This is a genomic window from Nocardia jinanensis, from assembly GCF_014645735.1.
GTDB lineage: Bacteria > Actinomycetota > Actinomycetes > Mycobacteriales > Mycobacteriaceae > Nocardia > Nocardia jinanensis.
Genome location: NZ_BMMH01000002.1, coordinates 303,076 through 328,443, shown reverse-complemented (window position 1 = coordinate 328,443; position 25,368 = coordinate 303,076). Strand labels below are relative to the sequence as shown.

21 protein-coding genes and 1 pseudogene are annotated in these 25,368 nt (G+C 70.2%); 2 read left to right on the top strand and 20 right to left on the bottom strand.

All coding sequences use genetic code 11. The annotated features are described in order from the left end of the window. Positions 1-71: 71 nt before the first annotated feature. Positions 72-1,217: an FAD-dependent oxidoreductase gene (locus IEY68_RS05960; protein WP_062997063.1), complete on the top strand. Its 1,146-nt coding sequence runs from the start codon at positions 72-74 to the stop codon at positions 1,215-1,217. Positions 1,218-1,421: 204 nt separating this feature from the next. On the opposite strand, the gene IEY68_RS05955 is transcribed toward IEY68_RS05960, so the two are convergent. The 16 genes from IEY68_RS05955 to IEY68_RS05880 all read right to left on the bottom strand — a co-directional run bounded on the left by IEY68_RS05955 (position 1,422) and on the right by IEY68_RS05880 (position 16,976). After that, the gene (locus IEY68_RS05955) at positions 1,422-2,171 is read right to left on the bottom strand and encodes an SDR family NAD(P)-dependent oxidoreductase (RefSeq protein ID WP_062997065.1); all 750 of its coding nucleotides are present in this window, start codon (positions 2,169-2,171) and stop codon (positions 1,422-1,424) included. Between the two features lie 121 nt (positions 2,172-2,292). After that, positions 2,293-2,421: a hypothetical protein gene (locus IEY68_RS36710; protein WP_268241620.1), complete on the bottom strand. Its 129-nt coding sequence runs from the start codon at positions 2,419-2,421 to the stop codon at positions 2,293-2,295. Positions 2,422-2,491: 70 nt separating this feature from the next. Next, the gene (locus tag IEY68_RS05945) at positions 2,492-3,424 is read right to left on the bottom strand and encodes a TauD/TfdA dioxygenase family protein (RefSeq protein WP_062997067.1); all 933 of its coding nucleotides are present in this window, start codon (positions 3,422-3,424) and stop codon (positions 2,492-2,494) included. Between the two features lie 70 nt (positions 3,425-3,494). After that, a complete protein-coding gene (locus IEY68_RS05940) occupies positions 3,495-4,379 on the bottom strand; it encodes an isocitrate lyase/PEP mutase family protein (protein WP_229718634.1) in 885 nt (294 codons plus the stop codon). A gap of 97 nt (positions 4,380-4,476) precedes the next feature. Next, complete coding sequence (locus IEY68_RS05935) at positions 4,477-5,316, bottom strand: ABC transporter ATP-binding protein (RefSeq protein WP_062997069.1); 840 nt, start codon at positions 5,314-5,316, stop codon at positions 4,477-4,479. Beyond that, on the bottom strand, positions 5,313-6,317 hold the full coding sequence (locus tag IEY68_RS05930) for an ABC transporter ATP-binding protein (protein ID WP_062997071.1): 1,005 nt from the start codon (positions 6,315-6,317) through the stop codon (positions 5,313-5,315). Before IEY68_RS05930 ends, IEY68_RS05935 begins: the two co-directional genes overlap by 4 nt. Then, the gene (locus IEY68_RS05925) at positions 6,314-7,207 is read right to left on the bottom strand and encodes an ABC transporter permease (protein WP_062997073.1); all 894 of its coding nucleotides are present in this window, start codon (positions 7,205-7,207) and stop codon (positions 6,314-6,316) included. The genes IEY68_RS05930 and IEY68_RS05925 overlap by 4 nt, the downstream gene beginning before the upstream one ends. Next, entirely contained in the window at positions 7,204-8,307 is a 1,104-nt protein-coding gene (locus IEY68_RS05920) for an ABC transporter permease (protein ID WP_062997074.1), read from the bottom strand. Before IEY68_RS05920 ends, IEY68_RS05925 begins: the two co-directional genes overlap by 4 nt. A gap of 20 nt (positions 8,308-8,327) precedes the next feature. Continuing rightward, complete coding sequence (locus IEY68_RS05915) at positions 8,328-9,953, bottom strand: ABC transporter substrate-binding protein (RefSeq protein WP_062997076.1); 1,626 nt, start codon at positions 9,951-9,953, stop codon at positions 8,328-8,330. Beyond that, positions 9,950-11,380, bottom strand: coding sequence for an amidohydrolase family protein (locus IEY68_RS05910; protein ID WP_062997078.1), 1,431 nt, complete (start codon positions 11,378-11,380; stop codon positions 9,950-9,952). The genes IEY68_RS05915 and IEY68_RS05910 overlap by 4 nt, the downstream gene beginning before the upstream one ends. Next, a complete protein-coding gene (locus tag IEY68_RS05905) occupies positions 11,377-12,033 on the bottom strand; it encodes a cysteine hydrolase family protein (protein WP_189094076.1) in 657 nt (218 codons plus the stop codon). The genes IEY68_RS05910 and IEY68_RS05905 overlap by 4 nt, the downstream gene beginning before the upstream one ends. Before the next feature lie 90 nt (positions 12,034-12,123). Then, positions 12,124-12,999 carry a hypothetical protein gene (locus IEY68_RS05900; RefSeq protein WP_189094075.1) on the bottom strand — a complete coding sequence of 292 codons (876 nt, stop codon included), beginning with the start codon at positions 12,997-12,999 and terminating at the stop codon, positions 12,124-12,126. A 63-nt stretch (positions 13,000-13,062) separates the two neighbouring features. Further along, a complete protein-coding gene (locus IEY68_RS05895) occupies positions 13,063-14,004 on the bottom strand; it encodes an NAD(P)-dependent oxidoreductase (RefSeq protein ID WP_062997082.1) in 942 nt (313 codons plus the stop codon). A 35-nt stretch (positions 14,005-14,039) separates the two neighbouring features. Then, positions 14,040-14,894, bottom strand: coding sequence for an MBL fold metallo-hydrolase (locus tag IEY68_RS05890; protein ID WP_062997084.1), 855 nt, complete (start codon positions 14,892-14,894; stop codon positions 14,040-14,042). Further along, positions 14,891-15,691 (bottom strand): class II aldolase/adducin family protein, encoded by an 801-nt coding sequence (locus tag IEY68_RS05885; RefSeq protein WP_062997086.1) that lies wholly within the window; start codon positions 15,689-15,691, stop codon positions 14,891-14,893. The genes IEY68_RS05890 and IEY68_RS05885 overlap by 4 nt, the downstream gene beginning before the upstream one ends. A 100-nt stretch (positions 15,692-15,791) precedes the next feature. Next, positions 15,792-16,976 carry an FAD-dependent oxidoreductase gene (locus tag IEY68_RS05880; RefSeq protein WP_063916226.1) on the bottom strand — a complete coding sequence of 395 codons (1,185 nt, stop codon included), beginning with the start codon at positions 16,974-16,976 and terminating at the stop codon, positions 15,792-15,794. Between the two features lie 348 nt (positions 16,977-17,324). On the opposite strand from IEY68_RS05880, the gene IEY68_RS05875 reads away from it, so the two are divergent. After that, positions 17,325-18,131, top strand: coding sequence for an IclR family transcriptional regulator (locus tag IEY68_RS05875; RefSeq protein ID WP_062997088.1), 807 nt, complete (start codon positions 17,325-17,327; stop codon positions 18,129-18,131). Positions 18,132-18,400: 269 nt separating this feature from the next. On the opposite strand, the pseudogene IEY68_RS37320 reads toward IEY68_RS05875, so the two are convergent. The 4 genes and pseudogenes from IEY68_RS37320 to IEY68_RS05855 all read right to left on the bottom strand — a co-directional run bounded on the left by IEY68_RS37320 (position 18,401) and on the right by IEY68_RS05855 (position 25,271). Next, positions 18,401-19,169 (bottom strand): annotated as a pseudogene (locus IEY68_RS37320) (transposase). Between the two features lie 144 nt (positions 19,170-19,313). Continuing rightward, positions 19,314-22,037, bottom strand: coding sequence for an ATP-binding protein (locus tag IEY68_RS05865; protein WP_062997258.1), 2,724 nt, complete (start codon positions 22,035-22,037; stop codon positions 19,314-19,316). A 96-nt stretch (positions 22,038-22,133) separates the two neighbouring features. Continuing rightward, a complete protein-coding gene (locus tag IEY68_RS05860) occupies positions 22,134-23,591 on the bottom strand; it encodes an ATP-binding protein (RefSeq protein WP_062997090.1) in 1,458 nt (485 codons plus the stop codon). Positions 23,592-23,603: 12 nt separating this feature from the next. Continuing rightward, on the bottom strand, positions 23,604-25,271 hold the full coding sequence (locus IEY68_RS05855; protein WP_062997092.1) for an NAD(P)/FAD-dependent oxidoreductase: 1,668 nt from the start codon (positions 25,269-25,271) through the stop codon (positions 23,604-23,606). Positions 25,272-25,368: the final 97 nt, after the last annotated feature.

Sequence of the window (25,368 nt, the reverse complement as noted above, 5' to 3'; positions counted from 1 at the left end):
GTTGACAACACCAGGACCCCGTCGTAACCTCAATGCCAACAAGTGTTGACCTACTGAGAGCAGGTAGAACAATGACGACCGAAATCGCAGATGTCCTGATCGTCGGTGCGGGCCCGGTCGGTCTCACCGCCGCTGTAGTGCTGACCCAGCTCGGCCACGACGTCGTCATCGTCGACGCTCAGGCCGCCGGCGCGAACACCTCTCGGGCGGCGGTCGTGCACCCCCATACCCTCGAGCTGCTCGAGCCCTACGGAGTGACCGCGCCGCTCGTCGGCCGCGGTCTGCACACCCCCGAATTCACCATCCGTGACCGGGACCAAGTGCTGATCGCCGTCCCCTTCGACAAGCTGCCCACCGCCTACCCCTACACGCTGATGATCTCGCAGGCCGATACCGAGAAATTCATCCTGGAACGGCTGACCGAACTCGGCGTACCGGTACGGCGACCCGTCGAGGTGACCACGGTCGTCCAGGACTCCGATATCGTCACCGCGACCCTCTCCGACGGCGAGCAGATCCGTGCCCGCTACCTGATCGCCGCCGACGGTCTGCACAGCACGGTGCGCGAACAAGCCGGTATCGGCTTCACCGGCGGCAGCTACGCCGAATCGTTCAGCCTGGCCGATGTCCGGGTCTCCGGTGGGGTGCCGAAGGACGAGGTGATCCTCTACTTCTCGCCGGCCGGCCTGGTCGTCGTCGCGCCGCTCCCGGACGGGATGTACCGGATCGTGGCCACCGTCGACGAGGCGCCGCACGAACCCGACGTCGCGTTCATACAGCGGCTGCTGGACGACCGCGGTCCGAAGGCGCAGCCCGCGGTGGTCGAGGAAGTGGTGTGGGGTTCGCGTTTCCGCGTACACCACCGTATCGCCGACAGTTTCCGGGACGGCCGGATCCTGTTGGCCGGCGACGCCGCCCATGTGCACTCGCCGGCCGGTGGCCAGGGGATGAATCTCGGGATCGAGGACGCGGTTACCGCCGCGACGACGCTGTCGCGGGTGCTGCGGGGCGAGCCGCAGGCACTCCTCGACGAGCATGCGGCGGCCCGGCGCCGCAGTACGGAGGTCGTGGTCGCGATCGCCGGTCGGCTCACCTCGCTGGCGACCCTGCCGGCCGCGGTGCGCCCCCTGCGCAATATCGCCATGCGCCTGGCGGGCAAGACATCGCTGGTCCGCGACAAGCTCGCCTGGCGGCTGTCCGGACTCGACCGTCGCTGATCCGGAAATCACTCCCAGTACAGCGGAACGACAATGGAAATCGTCAACGAGCGGCTCGCCGGGCGGGTCCGCCTCATCGACCCCCGCCGATTCGGGCTTTCTGCTGCCGGCCGCCGAAACCGGCGGGTGGGCCGGACCGTTCGCCCCGCCGTCGCCGACCCGCCGTGCCGGTCCACCACGCGAGCCGTGGACCGGCCGGTCGCATCAGTCGCCGCAGGCACCGCAGGAGATATTGATCTGGGTGCCGGTGATCGACCTGGCCCGATCGGAGGCCACGAAGGCGGCGACATCGCCGACATCGGAGAGAGTCGCCGCCCGCCCGAGCAGCGTGCCGTCGATGATGCCCTGCCGGGCCGGCTCGGTCTCCGGGATATCGGGAAATGTCTCCGGGATGCCGCCCGTCAGCAGTGTCACCACCCGGATACCGTGCGGCCCGAGCTCGCAGGCCCACTGCCGCCGCAAACCCTCCACCGCGTCGAAGCTGATCTGGACATTGCCCAGTCCGGGCACCTTGTTCGCATGGTCGGAGCCGCCGAAGAAGAGGATCACACCGGATTCCCGGGCGATCATATGACGAGCCGCGGCCTTGGTCGTGATGAGCTGCGAGGTCATCAGTTCGGCCATGGAATTCGCGAAATCGGGGACCGAGATATCGACCAGTGACCCGAAGACCGCGTCCTGGGTGATCACATTGACCGAGATATCTATACCGCCGCTCTCACGCACCACGGCGTCGGCGTGATCGTTCACCGCGGCCGCGTCGAGCGCGTCCACGACGGCGGTCTCGGCGCGCCCGCCGTCGGCACGGATCTTCTCGGCGGTGGCGTCGAGCGTGGCCGCGGTCCGGCCCACCAGATGACAACTGGCGCCCTCCGCCGCGAATCCGGTCGCGAGTGCCGATCCGATGGCGCCCCCGGCGCCGTAGATGATCGCGGTTTTGTTCTCGAGCAGCATGGTCGTCTCCTGTCGGGTGTGTACTGACAGGGAGAAAGCTATTGCCACAGTCGTGGTGACCGCATCGGTCGGATGACCGGTGTCCCGGCCGTTACGGTGTGGCCGGCCGGGTCATCGCTACCTAGGCGGACTCCTCGTACCGGATGTCGCAGCGGGCCGCGATCGGATTGATCTTCACCGGGTCGAGCGCCCCGTCGGTGCGTACCGACGGCCCCACCTCGAAGAGATCCTCCAGAACTCGACCTGCCACCCGAGGCGCCCTCCTGGCGGCCCGGCCGCGGGTGACTCGCTGGTCATCCGCGGCCGGACCGCGGCTGGTCTCAGGCGAACTCGGGCACGCGGGGCTCGCGCGGCCGGACGTCCGGGATCAGGATCTCGCCGCTGTCGGACATGGTGGGGTCACCGTTGATGGTGGCGCGGTGCATGACGCGGCGGACCGTCTGGTCGAAGGGACGGCCGCGGTGCATGACACGCCGGTTGTCCCAGATGACGAGGTCGTTCACGGCCCAGCGGTGGGTGTAGACGAGGTGCGGCCGGGTGGAGAACTCGACGAGCTCGCGGATCAGGGCGTTGCCCTTCTCGTCGTCCATCCCGAAGATGCGCGCCGCGTGAGCACCGACGAACAGTGTCTTCTTGCCCGTCTCCGGGTGCACCCGCACGACCGGCTGCGGCGACGGCGGGAGCAGCCGGTTCAGCGCCTCGACGTCGATGTTCTTGTTACCGCCCAGCACCCGGGAGTGCGCGATGCTGTGCTCGGCGATCAGTCCCTCGAGCTCGGCCTTGCGCTCCTCGGACAGCTCGGCGTAGGCACCCTGCTCGTCGGCGTACTGGGTCTCGCCGCCCTCCGCGCACACCTCGAGGGCGTGCAGCATCGAGGCGTGCGCGGGCACGGGCAGGTTCGACAGGTCGCTGTGCCAGAGCTGGTTGCCCAGCTGGAACTGCAGGCGCTCCGAGTCCGGCGCGGCGACCTCACCGTCGGTGGCGAGGTTCGACACGTCGTCGATCCCCCGGTTGGCCACGCGGCGCGCGTGGTTGCCGCCGAGGTCGGGTAGCTGCCACACCTCACCGAAGGTCGACGCGAACTCGAGCTGCTGGTCGATCGTCAGGTTCTGCCCGGGGATCACCAGGACACCGTGCTCGAGGAACGCGTTGTAGATCTCCCGGATGACCGGCGCGCCCGGCGGCTTGCGCAGGTCGACCCCGCGCACCTCGGCTGCGAAGGTCTCGGCGAGCGGGCGGATGGTCAACGACATGTGGAACTCCTTCGTAGTACGTGGATCGTCCTCACGACCCTTGATCGGTGTGTACTGCGCGCGCGGCGCGTCACGAACCCGGCCGCGCGGTCGAGTAGGTCTTCTCGAGCAGGTCGAACTCCTCCTTGCGAACGAGGTGCTGGCGGTCCTGCCAGTCGATCAGCGAATGCTGGACGCCGGTGGTGTCCCCGTGCTCGAGCAGGTGGTCGAGCACCCGCCGCATCCCGGTCACCGCCCCGCGCATCGCGGAGTTGGCGTAGAGCACCACCGCGAAGCCGAGCTCGCCGAGCTCCTGGCGGGTCTGCAGCGGGGTGAGCCCGCCCTCGACCATGTTCGCCACATGCAGGCCGGGCACGTGTTCGGTGACGTAGCGCAGATCGGCGGCGGTACGGGGGGCCTCGACGAACAACACGTCCGCGCCCGCCTCGGTGTAGGCGCGGGCGCGTTCGCAGGCCCACTCGATACCCTCGGTCGCCGCGGCATCCGTGCGGGCGACGATGACGAGGTCGTCGTCGCGGCGGGCGTCGGCGGCAGCGCGGATCTTGCCGACCATCTCCGCCACCGGGATGACGGCCTTGCCCGCGAAGTGCCCGCAGCGCTTGGGCGACACCTGGTCCTCGAGCTGGATCGCGGCCGCGCCGGCCCGCTCCAGGTCCCGGACCGTGCGGCGGACGTTCACGGCGTTGCCGAAGCCGGTGTCGGCGTCGACCACGAGCGGCAGCTCGACCGCCTCGGACATGGCGTCGACCTGCGTGACCAGCTCGGACACCGTGACGAGCCCGATATCGGGCACGGCCAGGTGGGTGTTCGCGATCCCCGCGCCGGAGACGTAGACGGCCTCGAAACCCGCCTCCTCGATGACGCGGGCGGTCAGCGCGTTCGGGGCACCGGGCAGCAGCATCGGTCCGCCGGGGCGGTTCAGCGCGGCACGCAGCCGGGCGGGCCGGGAGGTCACCGGCTCACCCCCGCGTCGCCGTGATACTGCGGGTGCTCACCGGCGGCGGCTGCGCCCCCGGCGCAATCCGCGCACCGGGCCGGGCACTGCGGCGTAGTCATCCGTGCTCCTTTTCGTTCTCGTCGTCGTGCAGGTGGAAGGACGCCCCGACGAGTTCTCGGGTGTAGGGATGCTGCGGGTCGTCCAGGGTCTGGCGGCCCGGGCCCTCCTCCACGATGTGGCCCCGGCGCACCACCGCGATCCGGTCGCACACGTCGACGGCGACGCCGAGATCGTGGGTGACGAACATCCACGACAACCCGCCCCGGTCGGCGACCTCGGAGAACAGCGCGAGCATCTGGGCTTGCACCGAGGGGTCGAGCGCCGAGGTCGGCTCGTCCATGACGAGCAGCTCGGGTTCGAGGATCAGCGCCCGCGCGAGCGCGATGCGCTGGGCCTGCCCGCCACTGAGCTCGCCCGGGCGCCGGGTGAGCAGCGCCCGCGGCATGTGCACCTGGTCGAGTGCGCCTGCCGCGCGGGCGGAGATCTCCTGGCGGCCCAGCTCGCGCCGGTGGGTCGACAGCGGTTCGGCGAGGATCTGCGCGACCGTCAGCCGCGGGCTCAGCGCCTCCACCGGCTGCTGGAAGACCACACCGATGCGGCCGCGCAGCGCGCGCTGGCCCTTCGGCCGCAGCGTCTTCCAGTCCACGCCGAGGGTCTTCACCGAGCCCTGGTCGGCGAACACCAGCCCCAGCAGGATGCGGGCCAGTGTCGACTTGCCGCTGCCGCTCTCCCCGACGACGGCCAGCCGGTCGCCGCGGCGGATGGTCAGGTCGATCCCGCCGAGCACCTCCGTGCCGTGGTAGGACTTGCGCACCGAGGACAGCTCGGCGACCACCGGCGGCGCGTGCTCGTCGGGCACGCTGCCGCCTGCCTCGGCCCGGATCGTCGCGGTCATCGGTCCTCCTGCGGGCTGGTGCGGGCGTGGTGACGAGACCCGACCTCGCGCAGCGGCAGCCGGCGCTCGCCGCAGGTCGCGTGATCCGGTTGCGCGCACCAGGCCTGGTTCGGGCACACCTGGTCGGCACCGGCACCGGGTGCCCGGTACGCGTGCGCGGCCCGGGACCGGGCCCCGGGCACGGAGGCGACCAGGCGCGCGGTGAACGGGTGGACGGGCCGGTGCAGGACCTCGGCGGCGGGACCGGACTCGACGACGACACCGTGGTAGAGCACGAGCAGCCGCTGGCAGTAGTGCGCCATCAGGCCGAGGTCATGGCTGATCAGCAAGCAGGCCGTGCCCTCCTCGTGCACCATGCGGGTCAGGTTGTCGAGCAGCTTGCGCTGCACGGTGACGTCGAGCGCGCTCGTCGGCTCGTCCGCGATCAGCACGCTGGGATTGGTGACGATCGCCAGGCCGACGACGACGCGCTGCGCCATGCCGCCGCTCATCTCGTGGGCGTAGAGCTCGAGCACCCGCTCGGGATCGTGGATGCCGGCCCGCAGCAGCGAGCTCGTCGCCCGCTCCCGGATCTGCGCGCGATCGCGGATACCGCGGTTGCGCAGCACCACCCGGAAATGCTGCAGGCAGGTCATGACCGGGTTGAGCGAGGCGTTCGCGCCCTGCGGGATCAGCCCCAGGGTGCGCCCGAGCTGCCCGCGCCGCTCCCGGGTGCTCGCCGAGACGAGATCGGTGGGGCCGTCCGGGGTGCCGACGTGGATCCGGCCACGGGAGACGCGGCCCCCGGCCGGCAGCAGTCCCAGCATCGCGCGGCCGACCGTCGACTTGCCCGAGCCGGACTCGCCGATCAGCCCGAGGATCTCGCCGGCGTGGACCTCGAGGTCCACCCCGTGCACCACCGGCAAGCCGCCGTAGCGGACCTCGAGGTCACGGACCGAGAGCATCGGGGTGGCGGCAGCGGGGTCCGTCGCCGCCGTGGTCGTGGTCGTGGAGTGCGTCATGCCGTTCCCTCCCGGGCGAGCAGCCGCTGCACACCGTCCGCGACGAGGTTGCAGCACAGTACGGTGAGCGTGATCGCGGCGACGGCGGGCAGCAGCACCCACCACACTCCGCTCGCGACGAGGTCGGCGCCGTCGCTGACGAGCCCGCCCCAGGTCGGGGTGGTGATCGAGACGCCGACGCCGAGGTAGCTCAGGGTCGCGACGGCGATCACGCCGAGGCCCAGCGAGATCGACAGCTGCGCCAGCACCAGGTGCAGCACGTTCGGCAGCACGTGCCGCACCGCGATGCGGACGGGGTGCACGCCGAGCGCCGACGCCGATTCGACGAACGGGCGGGTGCGGACCGTCAGCGCGCCGGCGCGCACCGACCGGACGAACAGCGGCACGTTGATGAGCGCGATCGCCAGGATGAGCACGGTCGCGCTGCCGCCGGACCCGGACGCGACGACGACCGCCACGATCGTCACCGGCAGGCACTGGCTGATGTCCACGCAGCGCATGACGAACGCCGAGGACCGCGAGGAGGTACTCACCGCAAGGCCGATGGCACTGCCGATCACCGCCGCGATGAGCACCGCGGCGAGCGCGATCGGGATATCGGTGCGCGCTGCGGCGACGACCCTCGAGAACACGTCGTAGCCGAAGCTGTCGGTGCCCAGCCAGAAATCGCCGTTGGGCGGGGCCAGCGGGGTGTCGATGTAGGGGTGCTCGGGGTCGTGCGGCAGGGGCAGCAGGTAGCCCGCGGCGATGAGCAGGACGATGATCCCGCCGCCGGTCAGCACGCTGCCGCGCCCGCTCGAGACCTTGCGGGCGCGCCCTGCCGGGGCGCCCGCCCTGGGTACGGTGCCGGTATCGGCGACCGGGTCGACGATGTCCGCGGTGGTGGTCATGGATGTACTCCCGTCGGGCTCGCGAGTGGTGCCGCACCGGCCGGCCGGTCGGCGGGCCGGACCCGTCGCTGACGCGGGTCGAGCACCGTCATCAGGACGTCGGACAGCGTGTAGGTCAGCAGGACCAGCACGCCTGAGATGAGGACGAAGCCGACGGTGACGGGCAGGTCGGAGCGGGTGATGCCCTCGATCGCCCACTGCCCGAAGCCGTCCCAGGAGAAGGTCAGCTCCACAATGGCGCTACCGCCGACCAGGGTGCCGACGACGACTCCGGTGATGGACACGAGCGGCAGCACGGTCGCCCGCAGCGCCATCCGCGCCACGGTGAAGGCGGGCAGGCCGAGTGCCCTGGCGAACTCGGCATCCGGGGCGGTCAGTGCCTCCGCGAGCGAGGCGCGGACGGTCCGCGCGATCATCACGCTGCTGAACAACCCCACCGACAGCACCGGGAGAACCATTTGCGTCGCGGCCTGCCACGCCGCGCCCAGCTGCCCCGCGAGCAGCGCGTCGACGAAGGCGGCGCCGGTGACGCGGGGTGGCGCCTCGATGGCCGGGCCGAGCTGGCCCAGCGGGACCGGCAGCAACGGCAGCGCGTAGACCAGGACGAGGGCACCGAGCAGGCCGACCACGTAGTCCGGGATGGCCTGCAGCACCGCGACCGCCGACCGCGAGGCGCTGTCGGCGGGCGTCCCCCGGAAGTAGGCCCCGAGCGCGCCGAGCGCGATGCCCACGACGAGCGCGACGACGAGTCCGAGCACGACGATCTCCAATGTCGCCATGTAGTGCTCGGCGGACTCCTGCAGCACGGAGCCGCCGGAGTAGTAGGACTCGCCGAGGGAGCCGTGGAACAGGTCGGCGACGAACCGCCCGTAGCGCACGAGCAGAGGCGCCGAGAGGCCGTGCTCGGTGTTGAACTGGGCGATCTGCTCCTCGGCGGCCAGGTCGCCGAGCACCGCGCGGGCCGGGTCACTGGGCACCAGGGCGACCAGGAAGAACGCCACGGAGGCCACGGCGAACGCGCCCACCGGGACGAAGGCGATCCGCAGTGCGAGGTGGCGTATCAGATGACGACGCCCACGATCGACGGGTCGAGATTTCACGGCGCTCTCCTTCGCTGTCGCTATGTACAGGGGGTCAGGGTGGCGGCGTCGACGGTGCCGCGGGCGGACGGCGCGATACCGCAGATACCGGGGGTGGTGGCGTACACGTCGTCGGTGTCGACGAGCGGGATGCTGGGCATGAGCTCGTCGAGCCGGGTCAGCGCCGCCTGTGCCGCCGCGTCCTGCTCGGCCGATCCGGTCGCAGCGGCGACGGCCTCGGCGAGGTCCGCGTCCAGCGGCGCGTCGGCGGCCTTGACGTAGTTCGCGCCGCCGTCGCTCGCGTAGGCGTTGTCGAGCCCGTAGACGGCGTCGGGGATGGTCGGTCCCGTGCTCCACAGGTAGGCGTGGTAGCTGCGGCCCGTCCGCCCGCTCTTGAACTCCGCCGGGTTGGCCACGTTCTGGATCGTCACGTCGATACCGACGTCGGCCAGCATCGACTTCAGAGCCACGGCCACCGACTGGACGTCGACCGAGCGCGAGGTGCCCGCGTTGATCGTCAGGTTCATGGCGAACCCGTCCGGGAAGCCGCTCGCGGCCATCAGGGCCTTCGCCTGTGCGAGGTCGTAGGTCACGTGCGCCCCGGTGAACCCGTCCATCACGGGCAGGCTGGTGGTGATGTGCCCGCGGGAGGGACTGCCGAAGCCGAAGTAGGGTCCGCGCAGCAGCGCGGCGCGGTCGATGGTCAGCGACATGGCCTGGCGGACCCGCTCGTCGGCGAACGGCGGGAAGCTCTGGTCGAGCGAGAGCAGGTCCTGCGACAGCGTGGGCACCGAATCGACCGACGCCCGCTGCTGGTCGGCCAGCAGATGCGCCTGTGCGGTGGGCAGCCAGTACCCGGCATCGACGCTCGAGGTCCCCACCAGCTGGGCGGGGGCGGCCGAGGGCACCAGGGTCAGCCGGCTGTAGGGCGGGGTGACCGGCCAGTTCGGGTTGGCCGTGAGCGCGAGCCGCTGCCCCGGCCGGAACTCACTGACCTGGTACGGCGCGTAGGTGGCCGAATGCGTCGACATCCACGTCTGGGCCCACGGGTCCGCCGCAGTGGCGTGCTCTTGCACCGTGCGGCTGTCCAGGATGGCGAGGGTGTAGAAGGAGACGGGGAGGCCGTAGAGCCGGTTGGTCGCGTTGACCCGCACCTCGTCCGGCCCGAGCACGGTCACCGGGTTCCCGAGGTCCACCCCGGCCTGCAAGAGCAGCGATTTGCCGATACCGTCCTTCAGCGCGAGGTTGCGCTTGTAGGTGTACACGACGTCGTCCGGGCTGAGCCGGTTGCCGCTGGGCGCGCGCACGTCGGCGAGCGTGAACACCGGTCCCTCCGCGGTGAGGCGCACGGAGCTCGCGAGCGACGAGGAGAAGGCGTCGGTGAGGGAACCGAAGCCGGTGGCGTCGCTCGCCAGCGGCGCGAACTCCAGCAGCCCGCGGGTGTACTGCACGAGCCCGTTGATGGCGGTGAGCCCGCTGGAGAGGTTCTGGGTGTCGGCGGTGGCGGAGATGGTGGGCACCGCGATGACCAGCTCGGCGTCCGTGGCGGTGACCTGCGCGCGGCCGCATCCGGCCACCAGCGTGAGGCAGGTCAGTACAGCGGCGCACAGCTCGGCCGTGCGCGCGGGGCGGCTACCGGTGCGGCCCGGCCCGCGGGAGCCGGTCACGGTACGACCTCGATCTCACGGAGATCGTCGCAAACCTCGTCGATGCGCGGGATCGGCCGCACGTGGAAACCCGAGCGGGCGAGGTACTCGCCGCCGGAGACACCGGGGACGAGCGCGCCGTCGACGGCGATCGTGACGCCCCTGCGGATGGTGCGGCGCACCGCGCCGGGCAGCTCGATGCCCTCGTAGAGGCAATAGTCGCTGGCGCCGAGGTGGTCCTCCGCCGCGCAGCGGGTGGTGCCGCCGGGGTCGAGCAGGACCAGGTCGGCGTCGGCACCGACGGCGATCCGGCCCTTGCGCGGGGACAGCCCGAAGATGTCGGCAGGGTTCTCCGAGAGCACCTGCACCATGCGCTCGATCCCGAGCCTGCCGGTCCGGACACCGAGCCCGTACACGAGCGGCAGCAGGTGCTCGATGCCCTCGGCGCCGAACGGAGCCTGCAGGATATTGACACCCTCGGCCTTCATCGCGCGGGTGCGCCCGGCGTGGTCGGTCCCGACGACCTGCACGCCGCCGGCGGCGACCGCGTCCCACAGCGACTCGCGGTCGGAGTCGTGCCGCAGCGGCGGGGCGATCTTGCCCAGCGCACCGTGCTGGAGCACCTCGTCGTTCGTCAGCACCAGATAGTGCGGACAGGTCTCGATCCACACCGGGACCCCGGACGTGCGCCGGGCCAGCTCGACGACCTCCATGCCCGAGCCCGCGGCCACGTGCGGGATGTAGAGCGCCACCCCGGTGGTCTGCGCGAGCGCGATGACGCGCAGGATGGCCTCTGCCTCCAGCAGATGCCCCCGGCAGGCGAGGAACGCGCTGTCGGGCAGGTCCGGCCGGTCCCAGTATTGCGACTCGAGGTGGTCGATGCCGTCGCCGTTCTCGGCGTGTACGGCGACGATGCCGCCGGCCTGCGCGATGGCGGTCATCCCGGCCAGCAGTGCCCGGTCGTCGACCATCATCCCGCGCTTGCGGTAGGCGAGGAAGAACTTGTAGGAGGAGACCCCGAGCTCGGTGAGCCGCGGGACCTCCGCGGCCACGTCGTCGACGGAGTCGAACGCGACGTGCAGGCCGAAGTCGCCGACCGGGCGGCCCTGCCAGTCCTCGATCACCCGCGACACGACCTCGTGCACGGCCGCCTTCTCGAAACCCCACGACGGGAACGCCCCGACGTAGGCGAGCAGCGTCGTGACGCCCGCCGCGGCACCGGCCGCCGAGGTGCGTTCGATGTCGTCGGCGTAGACCGGATGGGTGTGCGCGTCGACGACACCGGGCAGCACGAGGCAGCCGGCCGCGTCCACGGTCTCGCGCGCCTCGGCCCCGATGTCCTGCCCGAGTGCGACGATCCGGCCGCCGTCGATCGCGATGTCGAGGCGCTGCACGCCCGCGGACGAGACGACCTCGCCGCCACGGACGAGTACGTCCACCTTGCTCATGAGTACTCCCAAATCTTCTGAACGTCCTCGGCGGTGACCAGGTCGTGTCGGGCGCCGAGCAACTGCAGCGCCGCGTCGTGCAGGGCCGGAGAGGAGGATGCGCACGCGTCGCGGACGAGCACGCTGTAGTAGTCGAGGAATGCGGCGTGCCGCACGGTGGCCTCCACGCAGCCGTTGGTGACCACGCCGCAGCTGACGAGGGTCTCGACGCCGCGGCTGCGCAGGAGCATGTCGAGGTCGGTCCCGACGAAGGCGTTGGAGCGGTGTTTGCGGACGATGTCCTCGTCCTCGGCGGGCGCGAGTTCGGCGATGATCTCCCAGCCCCAGGTGCCGGGCACGGTGTAGGGGCCGTCGAGATCGGGCCGGGCGAAGTTCTTGAAGTAGGTCCAGGCCGGGGAGTCGCTGCGTCCGTCCGGGAGGGTGGTGTTGGCGGCGAAGAGCACGGGCACCCCCGCGGCCCGCGCCGCGGCGATCGTCCCGGCGATCGGTTCGATCACCGAGCGCGCCGGTGCCACGTCGTCCCCGGCGCGGGCATACGCTCCACCCGGATCGACGAAGTCGTTCTGCATGTCGATGACCAGGAGCGCGCAGCGCGACGGTGCGAGCACCTCGGCCGGCGAGAGACCGGTGGTGGGGGTGTGCGGTGGTGGCACGGGTTCGTCCTCCGTTCTCGCAGTGATTGCGGGTGGCGGGTGGCGGGTGGCGGGTGGCGGGGAGGTCGGTCGTGCGGGTGGCGCCGGGGCTCAGGCGCCGCGGACGAGCAGGTCGAGCGCCTCGCACGCGATATCGACACCGCGAGCGACCACATCGCGGCCCTCGAGGATCCGTCCGTGCACCGGGGCGAGCCGGTCTACCTCGTACCGCTCGACGACCGCGCGCAGGTCCTGAGCGAGGTCGGGCAGCGCCGCGCCGGGCAGCCAGCCCACGCGCGACCGGATCTCCGCGGCCACCTGGCGCGGGCCGGAGAGCTCGGCGGGGTCGGTGAGGACCACGCCGTGCTCGGGTGAGTGCAGGTGCTGCCAGGCGAAGAAGTCCGAGGTGAACAGGGTGCGGCTGGTCTCCTCGTAGGCCCACTGGGTCAGGAACATGAGTTTCACCGGCGCGTCGATCCAGTGGAAGCGCAGGCCGCCCGGCGTGTGCAGGGTCTGCCCGTTGGGCGCCAGTACCATCTCGACTTTGCCGATCATGTTCTCCGCGCCGAGGCCGTCGGCGGTGGGCTCGAGCAGCCACTCGAGGATGCCGCCGCCGCTGCCGAAGACCAGCTTCGGCTGGGCACGCGCGGTGAGCACCGTCTCGAGGTTGCCGATGCACTCGTGCTCGTTGCGGGTGAGGTGCACCCAGAGTTCCCGGTCACCACGCAGCGCGCCGAGTGCGTCGCGCACCGCCGGCGCCGAGATCTCCGCCCCGGTGTCGACCATGAAGAACTCGGCATCGCCGACGAAGGCGTAGCAGTTCAGCGGTTCGGTCCCGGTGACACCCTCGGGGATCCAGCTGATACGGTCGATCGGCACCTCGCTGCCGATGCGGTAGAGGTGGCCCTCGATCAGCTCCAGTGGACCGGACTGCTCGGCCGGCGAGGAGGTCCGGTGGGCTCCGGTGCTGTTCAGCATCTGGGTCAAGGTGTCATCCTTCATTCGATCTCGGGCGCGCTCGGCGAGCGGCGTCGGTTGGCTCGTTCGGGCTCAGTAACCGGCAGCCAGATCCACGGCCCCCTGCATCGGTTCCCCGGAGAGGAACGCGCCGAGGTTGTGGCCGAAGCGGCGCATGATGCGCTCCTGCACGCCGGGACTGTTCCCTGCGATCCGGCCAGTGAGTGTGACCTGGGGGAACTTCTTCAGCGGGTGCTCGTCCGGTACCGGCTCGGGGTCGGTGACGTCGAGTGTGGCCCGCCGCACGGTGCCCCGGTGCAGGGCCTCGATGAGGGCGTCGGTCTGCACGACCGGCCCCCGGGCCACGTTCACCAGGTGCACACCGGCGGACATGGCCGCGAACTCGGCCGGGCCGATCATCCCGCGGGTCTGGTCGGTCAGCGGCACCGCGAGCACCAGCGCGTCGGCGAGCGGGAGCAGCTCCTCCAGCGAGCCGACCCGCCGCACCCCGTGCTCGAGCTCGGTTCCGGTACGCCGGACGGCGACCATGTCGACGTCGAACGCGGCGAGCCGCGCGGCAGTGGCACGGGCGATCTCGCCGAAGCCGACGAAGCCGACCGTGCTGCCCGCGGCGACCCGCGTCTCCGGCGCGACCCCGGCCGCGATGTCGGTGAAGCCCTTCCAGTCCGACAGCAGCGCGGCCACGACGTACTCGGCGATCGGGCCCGAGCCGCCACCCCGGCCGCACGTGACGACCTTGCCCTGGAGCAGGTCCAGCGGGATGGCATCGATCCCGGCCGAGGTCACGTGCACCCACTCGGCGTCGAGGACGACGCGTTCCCAGGCCGCCCGATCCCCGTCGGCCGGGGGGCGGGGGCCGATCAGCGCCACGCGGCGGGCGCCGGTGTCCGCGGCGGCCGTCGCGGCGTGCTCGGACAGCTCGCCGATCCGGACGCCCGGGTAGCGGGCCGAGACGGCCTCGATCGACCAGGCGCCGATCCCGGTGGAGATCAGGACGGAGTCCTCGTTTGTCATCGGTGTTCTCCTGTGCAGGGGTGCTGTCGGCCGGGTCAGTCGCCGAGGCCGGTGGTGAGGGAGCCGCCCATCTCGCCGCGTTCCACGGCGGAGATCAGCGCTTCCACGAAATCGTCGGCGTCGGTGATGGGCGCGCCGTGCGCGGAGCACATGACGTCGCTGGGGTACTGGGTCAGCAGCGCGCGCAGAGCAGGACTGCTGGTGCGCATGTCGTGGTGGCGCATCCAGTGGAAGGGCCCGCGCAACGCGAACCGGCGGGGCTTGGTAGCGGCCGCGGCGTCGGGCAGCTCGTGCGACATCAAGCCGCACACCTCCTCCTCGTGCAGGTGGAGGTAGCCGAGCCCGTCCGCGGCGAACAACGCGCGGTGGCCCGTCTCGTAGGCCCACGCCGTGGCCGGCAGGTCCCGCCAGACCGCGTCGACCACGACGAAGTCCGAGTCCCCGAGCGACACCGACTCACCGGGGCCCATCGGGCGGAAACGCTCCCGGGGGATCTCGGGGTGGAACATCCAGTAGTCGCGGACATCGCCGACGATCTCGGCGTCGGGGTACATGTGCCAGACCCGCGTGAGGTTCCCGGCGTGCGCGGGCTCGGGGTGGGTCGGGAACACGTAGTCGAGCGGGCGGCCGCCGAGCGCCTGCGGCAGCTGCTCGCGCAACGCGTACCAGAGCCCGGGATGGCCTGGGTCGACCAGCACGGTCCGCTCGCTGCCGAGCACGAGGTAGCAGGACAGCGGTTCGTGCACCGCGGGCCGCTCCTCCTTGCCGGGCCAGCCCGCGCTGTTGGAGCAGCCGCCGAGCCAGAACAGGCCCGGGCGCACCTCGCGCGGCTGCAGGCTGTTCGTCACGTATCCGCGGTGGGCGCCCGCTCCGGTGCGCGCCGCCGTCACGCCGTCACCTCGGTGGCCGTGCGGTACAGCGGGCGGTCGGTGGCCTTGATCCACTCCAGCAGGGGCTGGAACTGGGTGAAGCCCTCCTGCGCGTTGCCGACCTGGTTGCGCGTGCGGCGCGCGGTCTCGGCGGGCACGAGCCGGGGCTCGCCCCGGCAGGAACGAGCGAGCAGCTGCGCGTGGCAGGCGTTGTCCATATGGATGAACCAGTGGGCCGCCTCGTCCACCGACGCGCCGACGGTCACATTGCCGTGGTTCTGCATGATCACCGCTTTCGTCGAGCCGAGTGCGGCGGCGACATCCTTCCCGTCCTCGGGGTTGACGACATTGCCGTTGAACTGGTCGCAGATGGCGTGGTCCTCGTAGAAAGCGCAGGCGTCGAGAGTGAGCGGCTGCAGCAGCTCGCCGTAGGAGGACCAGGTCTTGCCGTAGACGGCGTGGGCGTGTGCGGCGGCGATCACGTCGGGGCGGGCCTCGTGGATGGCCGAGTGGATGACGAAGGCCGCGGAGTTCACCAGGCCCGCCCCCTCGACGATCTCACCGGTGGAGTCCACGCGGATGAGGTCCTCGACGCAGATCAACGCGAAGTGGGTGCCGAAGGAATTGACCCAGAACGTGTCCGGGAACTCGGGGTCGCGAACCGTGATGTGTCCGGCGATCCCCTCGTTGAAACCGTAACGGGCGAACACGCGCAGCGCGGCGACAAGCCGCATCTTGCGGTCCTCGCGCTCCTCCCCGACCGAGTCGAAGACGGGCGGGGTGAGGTAGGTCGTCTCGTGAGTGGCGACGCGGGGCATCGGATATCCCTTCTCAGCGGTGTGGAGCGGTTCTTCTGGACTGTGGTGACCGGGGACCGGGTGGATCAGGTGGATCAGGTGGCGCGGGCGCGCCGCGCGCTCAGGGCGCGGCGGTGGCGTCGAGCATCGAGGTGCGCAACAGGTAGCGGCGGGTCAGCTCGGGGTGGCCGGCGATCTGCCGCATCTCCTGCTGATCACGCAGCCGGTCGGCGTCGTCCACCGCCGACAGCCGCTGGTAGTTGCGATGGGTGACCGTGCGGACGAAGTCGTGGGCGACCGCCCGGCGGGCGCTGTCGTACTCGGCGATCGCCTCCGTGTCACCGCGGTCGGCCGCCCGCACGGTGGCCACGGCCGCGATCGCGTCGTGAATGCCGCTGTTCATCCCCAGCCCGCCGAGCGGGTTGTTGATGTGCGCGGCGTCGCCGAGGAGCAACACCCGCCCCTGCCGGAAGCGTTCGGCGATCCGCTGGTGCACGCGGTAGACGCGGCGGTGGGCGATGCGGTAGCCACCGGGGCGCGGGGCGATCTCCGCGAGCCGCCGCTGCACCCGGTCCTCCTGCTGCTCGGTCTCGGCCGCGTCCAGGCCGATGGGGTAGAGCACGCGCCAATGCCGGGGGGTCCGCAGCAGAACGCACCAGTCGTCGGGGTCCGACACGTAGTTGACGGCCGCGATGTCGGGCAGCGTCTCGGTGAGGTCGTCCTCGACGGACACGACCATGAACTGTTCGGGGTAGGTCATGCCGGTGAACCCGATACCCAGCGAGCGCCGGACTGCGCTGTGCGCCCCGTCCGCGCCGAGCAGCCAGCGGGAGCGCAGCGTACTGCGTCCCTGCGGGCCCTCGATCGTCGTCAGCACCTCATCCGCCACGCTCTCGACACTCTCGACCTTGGACTGGTCGAGGTAGGACACGTTGGACATCCCGGCGATCCGGTCGCCGATGATGCGCACGAGGTGCGCCTGCTCGCACTGCAGGCGGTAGGGGAACCGGGTGTCCCCGGACAGTGCGGCCAGGTCGAAGCGCGCCACGACGCCTTCGTTGCGGTCCCGGTACTGGTAGGTGTCGGCGATCAGCCCCACCTCGTGCAGGGCCTCGCTGACGTCGAGCTCGTCGAGCATCTCGAGTGTGGAGGGGTGGAACGTGGAGGCGCGTGACTCGGCGAGGTCGCCCCGGACCTGGATGCCGTCGTCCACCACCGTGACCTCGACCCCCGCCCTGGCGAGCGCCAGCGTCGCGACCGCACCCACCGGGCCGAATCCTGCGACCACCACGGTGGATTCACTCACGCCGCTCGACCTGTCACCATGCACGCCTGATTCATCCTCTCACAATGTGGTAACATCTGATGTCCATTGTGAGAATGGTAGCGAAAGGCAAATCGCTGGTCAATACCCATTTAAGCAGGCGTCAACACGAAACTTCCCGGAAAAGAACCCGATAAGGATGCGAAACTTTGACCGAGGCAATTACCACAATACGAGAATTTCCTCGCTCGGCCGAGAGCGATGCGGCACCGGTGTGGGCCCGCGCGTGATCGCGCGGACGCGCTCTGCCACCATCATCGACGTGCCGAAACGTCTTCCCGTGGTGACCGCTGCCGAGCGAGCACAACCGACCCGAGTGCAGGACGCGCTGTGACGCAGCAAGATCAGGCCACCGGCCGCAGCGGCTCGTCGAGCTCGCGCAAACTGCTGCGCATCTTGCTGGCGTTCTCCGAGACCCGGCACACGCGCAGCGTCGCCGATCTCGCGGCAGAACTCGGCCTGCCGGTCAGCTCGGTCTACCGCTACCTGTCCGCGCTGCGGGACAACGAACTCGTGGAAGAGGACGGCCGGGGCGGGTACCGGCTGTCCTGGACCGCCGTCGGGATGGGCCGCGCCGCGCGGGCGGCGCGCGGTTCACTGCCCGAGACGACCCGCCCGGTGATGGAGGCGGTGTGCGATCTGAGCGGGGAGACGACACTGCTGGTCGCCCGGGTCAACCACCACGTGCTGTGCCTGGACCGGGCGGAGTCCACACACCCGGTCCGGCTGCAGTTCGAACCCGGGGTGCTCATGTCGCTGCACCGGGGATCAGCCGCCCGGGTACTGCTCGCGTCGATGCCGCCCCGTGAGCGCCGCGCCTTCCTTGCCACCCAGCAGCTACCCGAGGCCGAAAGGGAACAGATCGAGGCGGACATCGCCACCGTAGCCGGGCTGGGATGGGTGCAGAGTTTCGGCGAAGTGGACGAGGGCATCTGGGGTGTCTCGGCCGCGATCCGCGACGACGGCCGGGTCGTCGGCGCGCTGGGCCTCGCCGGACCTCTCTATCGGCTCGACAAGCGCGCCCGGGAGCGCATCATCTCGCTGGTCGTCTCGGGCGCAGAGTTGGTGTCCGACGCGCTGGCACAAGGGGTCGCGGTGGACCTTGGCGATATCGCGGCCCTGTCGGCCGAGGCCTGACCAACTACGCCACCGCCGGGCCGAGGGGCGAGCCGGTGGTCACCCGCCCGCCTTCGACCCGGACATCCACAGACAACGTCACGTTGTGGAGTGCGGGATCCACCGCCTCGAAGCCACCGTGCGGTAGCCATGGGATACGACGAACTCGCAGCCCGCTATCGGGCCACCGGTTCAGATCGCAGCCATCGACGAGTGGCTACGACCCGAGGCACTCTCTAGATGAGTTATTCCAAGGGGGACCCGGGTGCACGGCGCTGCCGTGTACCCGGTCAGTGGTCGTAGGCGGTCAGTGATCTGCGGACCGGGGCACCGGTCTTGTCGTTGTGCCAGATCGCGGCCGTCAGCGCGAGCAGGCGTTGCAGAACACGCACCGTGACCCCAGCGGCAGTGCGACCGCTGTGCCGTTCGAGGTCGAGCTGGGCTTTCAAGGTCTGATTGATCGATTCGATCGTTTGCCGCAACGGCTTGAACAGGCCACTGCCCACACGTTCGGCCTCACCTTTACGGGCCGGTCGCAGCAACCTCACCCCGGCGTCGGCGAGTTCGGTTTCGAATCCTGCCCCGAAGTAGTTCTTGTCTCCGATCATGGTTTGACCAGGTCTGTCGGCGACCAGGGCCGGGTCGGCCCGCAGGATCCCCAGCAAGGTTTCACGTTCGTCGGCTTTCGCGCCGGTCAGTGCGAACCCGACCGGCAGCCCGCCACACGTTATCGGTCCACAGCGTTGTGTCGGTCGCCAACGCCCTGATCACTGCCACGATCATGCCCGTCGCGTTGCGGAGCCGCTTGTTGTAGCCGGGCTGTTTCGGCACGTACCGGAACAGATGCCCCAGATGGGTGTGCGCGTACCGCAACCACCTCGACTCGGAAGTGAACCCGAGCAGAGCCTGCATCACCGCCAGGGTCACCAGCTCGGCATCCGACAGTCGTGGAGCGATCCCTACCCGCGGCCGAGCCGGCCCGAGATCCGGGCGAGCAGCCAACAGGTCGTCGGTCGTGACATAGAGTGCGGTGGCGAGGGTGTCTATTTCATTGCTCACAACCTTGATCTACGACACCCTCGCCCCACTTCCCGGCCGAATCATATTCCCGGCCAGCACATCCCAACCCCACAGACCGGTGATCGGCCCACCAGCTGGTGCGCGGCTCAGCCGCGCACCAGCTCACCCCTTGGAATCACTCATCTAGAGATCCAGCTGTGCGAGCTCGGTCCGGCGGGCGACACCGAGTTTCGGGTAGGCCTTGTACAGGTGATGACCGATGGTGCGGGGACTGAGGAACAACTGCGCCCCGATCTCCTTGTTGCTGTAGCCGGCCGCCGCCAACCGCACCACCTGGGTCTCCTGGGGCGTCAGTGCGGCCAGTGGGTCGCGATACCGGGTCACGGCCTGTTCGCCGAGTGCCGCGAGCTCGGCGCTGACGCGCTCCGCCCAGATCGGCGCGCCGAGTTGATCGAAAGTTTCCACGGCGGCCACCAGTTGGGTGCGTGCCTCGGCGCGGCGCCGCTTGCGGCGCAGCCATTCTCCGAACAGCAGGCGGGTCCGGGCGAGGTCGAACGGTCCGTCGTGTTCCCGATGCCACCGGATCGCGGCGACATAGTGGGTCTCGGCGTCGCCGGTGTCGGCCAGCATCGCACAACAGCGCTGGTACAGGGCCTGAGCCAGCGGACTCGGCACCGCCGCGGCCCATTTCCCGAGCGATTCCAGATGGTCGTGGGCGAGCCGCTCCCGACCCGACCGGACGGCCGCCTCGATATGGTCGGGGACGGCCCGGACGAGGAAATCGTGGGCGGCCGGGCCGCTGCAGACCTCGTCGAGCAGCGGGAGCGCGGTATCGAATCGTCCCGCGGCCAGCTCCCCGCTGGCCAGACCCCAGGTGGTGAGCGCCGCATGGGTCCGGTGCCCGGTGGACAGCCCGGGTAGCACCCGTTCCGCGAGGTCGCGCGCGTCGGCAAGGTCGCCGGCGACCGCCGTCAACCACACCTCGATCGCCTGTAGCGCGGCGACTTCGGTGGTCATCCCGAGTTCGGTACCGATCGTCAGCCCCTCGGCCAGCGCGGTCCGCGCGCGGTGGAACCGCCCGCGGAACAGTTGCGCGACCGCGATCACCTCGGCGGTGTAGGGAATCCACTGCAGTGACCCGGTGGCGCGGGCCCGGGCCAGCGCTCTGTCCATGAGCACGAGGACCGTTTCGTCCTCGGCGAGCATCAGACCGCTGAACGCCGCGACGATCTCGTAGAGGTAGTCCGTCTCTTCGTCGTGTGCGCGGCGCAGTTGCCGCGCCATCGCCGCGACGGCGAGCCGGGGCCGGCCACCGAGAAAATCGGCCCAGGCGGCCTGGGCGTCGATCTGCGGGATCAGCCCGGAATCGGCCGGTGGGCACAGCGCCCGCGACAGTTCCGCCGAGCGGGCGAGTAGTCCGGCGTCGGCCGCGTCGCGCCCGGCGCACACGGCCTCGGCGAGAATGGAGACCGCGCGCCCGGGATCTTCTTCGGCGACCAGTGCCGCCGCCTCGAGCGCGAGTTCGCAGTCGGTGGCCGGGGAAGTACGCTCGTATTCCACCTGAGCCCGGATATGTATCGCGTCGGCGGCGATGCCGCGGTCGCCGGTGAGCGCGGCGGCCTCGGCGGCGAGCCTGGTCGCGCGGTCCGGTTTCCCGGCGTCATAGGCGGCCCGGGCGGCGGCCAGGAATCGTCGCGCCTTGTGCTCGGGGTTCGTACTGAGCCGTCCGGCTCGGTCGTAGGCCGCGGCCACGGCCATGGCACCGCCGCGGTGCGCGGCGCGGTGGGCCGTGCGTTCGAGTTCGGCGGCCACTCGCTCGTCCGGATCGCTGGTGCCCGCCGCCAGATGCCAGGCGCGACGGTCGGCATCCACGGTCGCCGTCAGGGCCCGGGCGAACGCGAGATGGATGGCGGTGCGCAGGTGGTGGGGTGCGCGCTGGTAGGCGGCCGCGCGGATCAGCGGATGCCGGAACGACAGCCGCTCGGTGGATAGCGCGATCAGCTCGAACCGTTCGGCCGGTTCGAGATCGGCAGCGGCCAGCCCGAATTCGGATCCGACGCGCAGGATCGTCTCGAGTCCGGCTCCGGTATCGGCGGCCGCGACGGTCAGCAGCATACGGGTATCGGCGGGCAGGCCCGCGATCTGTGCCCGGAAGGTCTCCTGTACCCGCCGGGTCACCGGCAGCGGGCCCACCTCGTGGCCGGGTTCGGTCCGGCCGCTGCGTTCGGCGGCGTGCCGCGCCGAACCGAGCTCCAGCAGCGCGAGTGGGTTACCCGCCGATTCCGCGAGCACCCTGTCCCGCCCGGGAACGGTGAGGCCCGGGGCGCGACGGTCGAGCAGCTCCGCGGCCACCGCGGGCGGGAGACCGGACAAGGGCAGGGTGTCGATCCCCGGCGTGTGGAACGGAACGGATGAATCGCGTACCGCGAGCAGTACCGCTATCGGATCGGCGTGGAAGCGCCGCGCGGCGAACAGCAGGGCGTCCGACGAACTCTGATCGAGCCATTGCGCATCGTCGACCACCAGCAGAGTCGGCGCCTCGGCCGCGAGTTCGGCCAGCAATGTCAGAGTCGCCGCACCGACCAGGAATCGGTTGGCGTCGGCGTCCTCGGTATGGCCGAGGGCCGCGCGCAGTGCCCGGGCCTGGGGCGGCGGCAGCCCCGCCAGCCGGTCCACGAACGGGTGCAGGAGCAGGTGCAACCCCCCGAACGCCAGCTCTGCCTCGGATTCGATACCCACGCCCCGGATAACCCGCATATCGGCGGCGGTGGTGATCGCGTGGTCGAGCAGCGCCGACTTTCCGATACCGGCCTCACCGCGGAGCACCAGCGCGCGGCTGCGCCCCTTCCGCGCGTCCGCGAGCAATCCGTCCATTTCGGTGCGCTCGTCCTCGCGCCCCACCAACATGGCGTCAGCGTAACGACCCGCCCGCGGCGCGGCAGCCGGTGCCGCACGCTCGCCCGCATCGGCCATGGCTCCGGGCGGCCGCGCTCTTCGCGGCGGCTACGTCGCTTCCACCGCACCGGCTTCGGCGGGTTCGTCCTCGGGGCGGGTGAGCGGGAGCCACACCGTGAAACGAGTATCGCCGGGCCGGGAGTCGACCCGGATATCCCCGCCGTGCTTGTCGACGACGATGCGGAACGAGATGTCCAGACCCAGTCCGGTGCCCTCGCCGACGGGTTTGGTGGTGAAGAACGGTTCGAAGATACGGCTCTGCACCTCGGCCGGGATCCCGGGACCGGTATCGCCGATCACCACCACGGCGCAGTCGTTCTCCAGCCGGGTACTCAGGGTGAGCGTGCCGCTGCCCTCCATCGCGTACACCGCGTTGTCGATCAGATTCGTCCACACCTGATTGAGTTCGGCGGCGTAGCAGGGGACCTGCGGCAGCGTACGGTCGTAGTTCTTCACCACCTCGATCGAGTCACCGATCTTGCGGCTGAGCATCACCAGTGTGCTGTCGATGAGTTCGTGCAGGTCGACCACCTGGAACGGCGCCCTGTCCATCTGGGAGTACTGCTTGGCCGCGTCCACCAGAGTCGAGATACGAGTGGTGGAATCGGCGATCTCGTTCATGAGCAGTTCGGTTTCGATGGTGTAGTTCAACCAGCGGAACGCCCCCTCGAGAACTTGGGGCGAGCAGCCCTCGAGCGTGGCGGCCACTCGTTCGAGCCACGCGGTATCGAAACCGGCCTGTACGTAGTTCGGCGCCAGTTCCCAGCCGTCGCGGATCCCGCGGTCCTCGAGCCAGTCGCCGAGCAGATCCTCCCGGTCGGCGGCCTCGAGCGGCGACAGCTCCGGTGCCTTGGCGACTTGGGCCGCCGCTTCCTCCTGCAACCGGACCAGCGTTTCCAGTACCGCGGTGTCGAACTTGCCCTGTGCCATCATGGCCAGTTTGTGTCGCATCCCCGCGATCCGGTCGCGCAGCCCCGAGGTCGCCCGGACCGCGGCCGCGGCCGGGTTGTTCAGTTCGTGGGTCAGGCCTGCCGACAGCGAGCCGAGCGCGAGCAGCCGTTCCCGCTGCGCGATGCGCGCATTGGTGTTGCGGTTGCCGAAGAACGCGCCTTCGAGCAGGTGGACGGCCATCGGGAACCAGCTGTGCATCATCCGGGCGAAGATCTGCGCGTCCAGTACGAAGAACCGGGACGGCCGAGTCACATACAGTGAAGAGCTGTAATGGGTTTCGGCCCGTTCACCCAGATATGCCGTCCACGCGCCGGCATAGGAACCACGATGATCGGTGAGCACCATCTCGATCTCCCGGCCGCCGGACAGTTTGGTGAGCCGGACCTCGCCGTCGATCAGAACGTAGAAGCAGGTCGCCGGATCGCCCTCGTGGTACACCGGACCCGGTTCGATGGTCTCGATGCGCCCGTCGGCGCAGAGCCAGTCGAGCTGCTCGTCGTCGAGTTTCTCGAACAGGAACAGCGAATGCAGTTCGCCGGGATCACAGATACTCATCGTTCGGCCTCTCTATGCCAGGTAGCGGTGCACGAGCATGACGGCCATGGCGCCCTCCCCCACGGCCGAGGCCACCCGCTTGGCGGATTCGGCGTGGACGTCTCCGGCCACGAAGACCCCCGGCACACTGGTTTCCAGATGGTGCGGTGGCCGTGACAGTTCCCAGCCCGCGGGCCGGTCACCGTCGATCAGCAGATCCGGACCCGCCAGCACATACCCCGCGGTATCGCGGTTCACCACACCGTCGAGCCAGTCGGTCTGCGGGGCGGCACCGATGAAGAGGAACAGCCGTTCGGTGGGCGCCTTCTCCTCGGTCCCGGTCCGGCTGTTCCGCAGCACCAGTGTGTGCAGATGGTCCTCGCCGTCCACCGCGACCACCTCGGTCTCGGTGTGTACCCGGATATTGGGGACCTGGGCGATCTGCTGGATCAGGTAGTGCGACATGGATTTCTCCAGCGCGTCACCACGCACCACCAGGTGGACCATGCGCGCGTTGCGGGACAGGAACATCGCCGCCTGCCCGGCCGAGTTCGCACCGCCGACGATATAGACGTCGTGACCGGCGCATTCGGCCGCCTCGGTCATGGCCGAGCCGTAGTAGACCCCGCGTCCGGTGTACTCGTCGACGCCGGTGGCGGGATGGCGCCGGTAGTCCACGCCTGTCGCGATGATGACCGTATGACCCGACAGCGCCCCGCCGTCGGCGAACCGCACAGTGCGGGCCGAACCGTTCACCTCCAGCCCCACGACCTCGCGGGTGGTGACCACCTCCGCCCCGAACTTGGCCGCCTGACGGCGCGCGCGGTCGGCGAGCTGGGCGCCGGAGAGTCCGTCCGGGAATCCCAGATAGTTCTCGATCCGCGAGCTCTGGCCCGCTTGCCCGCCGGTGGCCGTGCGTTCGACCAGCACGGTCCGCAGTCCCTCGGAGGCCCCGTAGACCGCGGCGCCCAGCCCCGCCGGACCGCCGCCTACCACGATGAGATCGTAGAAATCGCCGGACGGTTCGGTACTCAGGCCCACGCTCTCGGCCAGCTCGCCGTCACTGGGCTGGACCAGAGCCTGCCCGCCCTGGGTGATCACCACCGGGCAGCGGCGCGGATCGGCTCCGGCGGCCTCGAGCAGACGCGCGCCTTCGGGCTCTTCGGCCAGGAACCAGCGGTAGGGCAGCTGGTTCCTGGCCAGGAATTCCCTGACCTGCGACGACCGGGGCGACCACCGGTTGCCGATGACCTTGGTCCCGTGTACCGGCCGGTGTTCGCTGCTGCGCCAGGCATCGAGCAGGGTGTCCAGCACCGGGTAGAGCTTCTCCTCCGGCGGATCCCACGGTTTGAGCAGGTAGTGATCCAGATCGACGACATTGATCGCATCGATGGCGGCATTGGTGTCGGCGTAGGCGGTGAGCAGTACCCGCCGGGCGTAGGGCTCCAGATCCATCGCCTGTTCGAGGAACTCGATACCGTCCATACCCGGCATCCGGAAATCGGCGATGAGCACCGCGACGGGCTGACCGCGCAATTTCAGCTCGCGCAGCGCCTCGAGCGCCTGCGGCCCGGATTCGGCACGCAGGATCCGGTAGTCGGCGCCGTAACGGCGGCGCAGATCGCGGACCACGGCCCGGGATACGCCCGGATCGTCGTCGACGCTCAGAATAGCGGGCTTGCTGGTAGCGGGGGAGCTCACCTGACGAGTATGCCGCGCCGGCCGGCGGCCGTCGCACGCGCGAGGTCAATGTCGGGTCAGGAACGGCGCGAGGGCGGTCAAGGAGACGTCAAGACAG

Bases quoted from the DNA above. Each gene is read 5' to 3' on its own strand.
- IEY68_RS05960 (WP_062997063.1), top strand. From the start codon at position 72: ATGACGACCGAAATCGCAGATGTCCTGATCGTCGGTGCGGGCCCGGTC.
- IEY68_RS05955 (WP_062997065.1), bottom strand. From the start codon at position 2,171: ATGCTGCTCGAGAACAAAACCGCGATCATCTACGGCGCCGGGGGCGCC.
- IEY68_RS05945 (WP_062997067.1), bottom strand. From the start codon at position 3,424: ATGTCGTTGACCATCCGCCCGCTCGCCGAGACCTTCGCAGCCGAGGTG.
- IEY68_RS05935 (WP_062997069.1), bottom strand. From the start codon at position 5,316: ATGACCGCGACGATCCGGGCCGAGGCAGGCGGCAGCGTGCCCGACGAG.
- IEY68_RS05930 (WP_062997071.1), bottom strand. From the start codon at position 6,317: ATGACGCACTCCACGACCACGACCACGGCGGCGACGGACCCCGCTGCC.
- IEY68_RS05925 (WP_062997073.1), bottom strand. From the start codon at position 7,207: ATGACCACCACCGCGGACATCGTCGACCCGGTCGCCGATACCGGCACC.
- IEY68_RS05910 (WP_062997078.1), bottom strand. From the start codon at position 11,380: ATGAGCAAGGTGGACGTACTCGTCCGTGGCGGCGAGGTCGTCTCGTCC.
- IEY68_RS05895 (WP_062997082.1), bottom strand. From the start codon at position 14,004: ATGACAAACGAGGACTCCGTCCTGATCTCCACCGGGATCGGCGCCTGG.
- IEY68_RS05885 (WP_062997086.1), bottom strand. From the start codon at position 15,691: ATGCCCCGCGTCGCCACTCACGAGACGACCTACCTCACCCCGCCCGTC.
- IEY68_RS05865 (WP_062997258.1), bottom strand. From the start codon at position 22,037: ATGTTGGTGGGGCGCGAGGACGAGCGCACCGAAATGGACGGATTGCTC.
- IEY68_RS05860 (WP_062997090.1), bottom strand. From the start codon at position 23,591: ATGAGTATCTGTGATCCCGGCGAACTGCATTCGCTGTTCCTGTTCGAG.